The 4,444-nt window shown below is 34.0% G+C and carries 4 protein-coding genes; all 4 read right to left on the reverse strand.

Annotated elements, in window-relative coordinates; genetic code table 11:
- A partial coding sequence (locus NHH16_RS15075; protein WP_262070416.1) for a ParA family protein occupies positions 1 to 731 on the reverse strand: 731 nt, incomplete at its 3' end.
- 274 nt (positions 732 to 1,005) lie between these two features.
- Positions 1,006 to 1,362, reverse strand: coding sequence for a type II toxin-antitoxin system RnlB family antitoxin (locus tag NHH16_RS15080; protein WP_262070417.1), 357 nt, complete (start codon positions 1,360 to 1,362; stop codon positions 1,006 to 1,008).
- Between the two features lie 32 nt (positions 1,363 to 1,394).
- The gene (locus NHH16_RS15085) at positions 1,395 to 2,894 is read right to left on the reverse strand and encodes a ribonuclease H1 domain-containing protein (RefSeq protein WP_262070418.1); all 1,500 of its coding nucleotides are present in this window, start codon (positions 2,892 to 2,894) and stop codon (positions 1,395 to 1,397) included.
- A 61-nt stretch (positions 2,895 to 2,955) separates the two neighbouring features.
- Complete coding sequence (locus tag NHH16_RS15090) at positions 2,956 to 4,263, reverse strand: hypothetical protein (RefSeq protein WP_262070419.1); 1,308 nt, start codon at positions 4,261 to 4,263, stop codon at positions 2,956 to 2,958.
- Between the last annotated feature and the right edge of the window lie 181 nt (positions 4,264 to 4,444).

The raw sequence follows: 4,444 nt of genomic DNA on the forward strand, positions 1-4,444 counted from the left end.
TAAGGAATGTCACTTAACATTTCCAGACTTTTTGTAGCGTTTACAACTCCTAGGCTTATCCCCACAGGTATTACTGTGTCATAAATGCGAATATGTTCCCCATAGCTCTCTCGAAGAGTTGTCTCTGTTTCTCTTGAAAGATTTGTTCGCATATCAACCAACGTTAGAAGCGCTCCATCTATCTGTAATATCGGATTAATCTGCCTCTTCACCTTGTTTATTGTACTTATGAGCTGCGTCATTCCCTTGGCTGGCAAATAGTGAGCTTGCACTGAAATAATCACGCTATTCGCAGCTGCTAAAGCATTAATTGTAATCATCCCCAAGCTAGGCATACAGTCAATTAAAATATAGTCGTATTCATCTTTTAACGACTCCAAGCAATTTCTTAATGTAAACTCTCGACTCATAGCATTTACTAGTGACATTTCTGTCGTTGCTAACTCTAGATTTGCTGGAATCACATCCACTCCTTCGTAGTGATGAACTATGCCATTCTCCGGTATCGGTATATCTCGGATGGTGGCTTCCATATAGGTTGCTAGCGTAATGTCTATCAAGTCGCTATCATTACAACCTAAACTTGTCGTGAGATCGCCTTGTGGATCCGCATCCACCAATAAGACTCTTCTCCCTCTTTGAGCCAATCCAACGCCTAAGCTAATCGTTGTTGTGGTTTTTCCAACACCTCCTTTTTGATTGGCTATTGCAATAATTTTACAGTTATCCATATCTCTCCTTTCCGCCAAAAAGGCATTAAAAAAGCACCTTTCAACTGAGTGAAAAGTGCTTTTGGGGGTTTATATAATTTATGTAATCTATTGTCTTCTCAGATTACTTTTTACAAATTCTTGTATCTCTCATATCAATAAATATGACTTATACTCTCCTTAAACTAAAATCAGCTGTTTACAACTGGTTGAAGGTTCTTTTGTTTTCTGAAGTCAATTTCCTATCAAACATTACATTTTAATACATTACCAAACTGCTTACAATATGAACATTTCAGCAGACACTAAGTATTTTCCGCTTTTTCTCTTCTGACAAAATCGAATTATTTACAATTTCAGAATTTTCACATAATACTTCATTTGCCATTGACTCTACCCTTGTTTCAACATTTACATACGCATGTCTAGAAATGTCTATTTTCCCGTTTTGGCATATCGGAAAATCTACGAATCTAAACTCGTCTACACCTGATTTTAACGCTAAATCAACAAGTACTTTTTTTCTTAACTCTGCATTGAAAGGAAACCATAGTTCTGACAAATAATAACTTAATCTTATTTCATAATCCAAAATTGTGACGATACAAGCATATTCAGAATCGTCTATATGAGTTAATATATATTTTTTCATTATGTTTCCTCCTTCCAAATCTTCTAAAATTATTAAAACAACGTATAATACTTATCAATTAGGGTCAATCCCTTAATTATTAGCTCTCTTGCATCACCCATTTCAGAAATCACTGACGTATCATAATCATCTGCAGACCAATGCGAATATTGATGTCGAACATTATTATAGTTTGAGTAAAAATCGTTTAGGAATTTTACTTGATCAGACGATAATTGATCAATTTTTTTACTATTACATTCAAATCTCCCATTGTCATCCTTATTAAAAAACGCAAAATTATTTTTCCCATTTTTATTTTCTGTACACAAACCCATTTTGCTTCCCAAAATCTGATGCAAATAATACTCATATGCACGAAAGATAGGTGTAACCAAAGATGTATAATCTGGCATATATCCTGTTAACATTGTATTATACACTGCTGCCAATAGTGTTCTATATAACTTACTCTTTCTATCACCCGAAAAATGCGGCAAATAACGTTCAGCCCCTACTTCTACCTCTTCTTTAGTAACTTGTAATGCATGATATGTATTTAAAGTCTCCAGAAGTCCTTGATCATTTCTAAGCATTTCAATAGCCGTAGAAATAATTTTTTGAAATAAAACGCTTTGCTTTCCTTGCACATATGAATTTGAATTTGAGTAACAGTTTATCACTACTCTTTTAGCCGTTTGTGATACGACAATTCTATGTCTATTACTTAACTCTTCGATATTAATTTCTACTTTTTCTATCTCAACGTCGTCCTCAGCAACTAGTTCTTCATTCTCTTCATTTAAAAGCTCAACAATCGCTCTCCAGTCCTTAACGCCATATCCAGTAAAATAGACTGAACCATCATTATATGTCTTATGGCCTTTCGTCAATAACGACTTCTTCGCTAAAGCATCCGCCTCTTCATTATAGTTTATACCCGAATGTGCTGGCACCTTAATAAACTCTATATCCAAAAGACTTCTTTTGTCTCTAATAAATGATACATACTTTTTTGCTATTTCATTTTTTGCCTTCCAATTACCCACCGCCCATTCTTCAATGCCCTGATAATCATAGCATATAGTTATTTTTGATTTACCAGAAGTAATCGCCCAATTTATTGCTTCCTTGACGCCTTCTAGCTCAGCCCCAACATTTCTTGTCTTAATAAATTCCTCACCCAACTGTTTTGTAAATGCCTTATATAAAGTATCTCTCGCATTATCATAACTTAATAAAATCACACCAAAACCCGATTTTTCTTCAGATGCATCATAGCTTCCATCGACAAATGCTATTGATTCGGTCTCTCCTAAATCCCCAATCTTTTTCTCCAGCTCTAAATTGAGTGCATCAATATCAACATCTTCGCTACTTGCAACATCCTCGATTACTTCATCGCTCATATACTTTTCTGCCTCAGATAAACTTTTGAACGACTTAAATTCTGCTCCTGAGAATCCATTTATTTGCTCCTGACATTCCGGCCATGTTGTATATACCCCTGGCTTTCTTCCCACTTTCACAGCATAAAATTTATTCTTTGTCATTACCTTCCTCCATTTTTATTGACTTTACATCATATCAAAAACTAACTCTTCTTTCAAGTTTTTATGGCATCTTCTTGACTCTTTTCACTATTTCTATATATTTTGCCTCTTTGCCTTCCGTTTGCTTCTTAAAATCAAACGATTTATCAACTATAAAACAAACGTATGTCCCCTCATTTATTTGTTTAGAACCATACACATTCTTTCCTTTATAGTATATTGTTTCACTTTTCATCTTGATAAATCCAGATTTTCCCTTATTTAGAATCTTAAAAACTTTGCCATAATAAACGTCTTCTTTCTCTTTAAGTCCTTGAAGCCATATCTTTTCCATATCATAGCGCTTAATCGCAGTTAAGTTCTCCTCGTTGTTAAATAAATGCTCTTCGACAATAGATAAAACAGACCACCCTTTCTCCATTCTTATAATTCTAGCATATAATAAATGCTTTTTTGCTAGCTCTTTCTCGCCAAGTCTTTCTAACAGATTTGCTGTAAAAGAAATCACATTTACTTTCATATAATCGGGTTCTTTTACGAGTAATGCTCGATAGCAATATAAAAGTGCCTCTTCCAAACGCTCTTTACTCTCAAGTAGTTCCGCAATATAAAACATAAATGCCCAATGCTCATGTTTCAATAGTAACTTCATTAATCCAGCAATTCCTTCATCTTGATTTCTTTTCATACCAATAGAGTAAAATCGGCGTGCTTCAATCCATATATCATTATCGTAATGAAACGTATGAATTTCTTTTCTTGCAGCTTCACAACAATTTATACATTCTTCATACATTCGTAGCTTCACTAAAAGCTTACTTTTTGTGGCGTAATACTCCTCCTTTCTAGATGCTAATTCAATTACACCGCTTCTAACATTTTCGGATTGATACGTTTTCGAGTTTGTCGGCAATTTATCTACATCTAGCTTTTCAAGCCACTCTAATGCCTTGTTTCTTGATTCATTGTTTGCAGTTTTTTTATACAAATTAACCATTGCAAAAACAATATTTTCATAAGCATTTTCAGGTTTTTGTGCTATCAATGCGATAATACTTTTTGCAACCCTCTCTAATTGCTGCATTTCGTAATCTGACTTTATTTTTTTATCCTCTTTGAAATAGCGTTCATAGACACACCAAGACATTAAATCATTATTATAGCAAAAATTCTTATCCAATCTGTAAGTTGTTTTACATACGGAAAGCGCCGTCTCGATATCCCCTATCATTTTTAAAGACTGTGCATATTCCCACCCTAACCATTTATCACTATTTTTTTCATTCCATATTTGACGATATATGCCAACAGCCTGTTGAAATCGTCTATTTTTTCGCGCTTCCTGTGCCTGTTTTCTTAAGCTATCCATTAACATGACCTTTTTCTACAGTTATTATAATACAAGTTTATCATATTATAGAATACGTTTGTATGTATATAGGAAAATATTTTCCCTATATATCTTTCTATATTTATACTATCAGAATAAACATTCGTAAATGCTCCATAGTCGGTACCTAGCCAGTTTTGTATATATTTGAGACAATAGA

It is taken from the genome of Ohessyouella blattaphilus, assembly GCF_024721265.1.
Lineage (GTDB): Bacteria > Bacillota > Clostridia > Lachnospirales > Lachnospiraceae > Aequitasia > Aequitasia blattaphilus_A.

Bases quoted from the DNA above. Each gene is read 5' to 3' on its own strand.
- NHH16_RS15085 (WP_262070418.1), bottom strand. From the start codon at position 2,894: ATGACAAAGAATAAATTTTATGCTGTGAAAGTGGGAAGAAAGCCAGGG.
- NHH16_RS15080 (WP_262070417.1), bottom strand. From the start codon at position 1,362: ATGAAAAAATATATATTAACTCATATAGACGATTCTGAATATGCTTGT.
- NHH16_RS15090 (WP_262070419.1), bottom strand. From the start codon at position 4,263: ATGGATAGCTTAAGAAAACAGGCACAGGAAGCGCGAAAAAATAGACGA.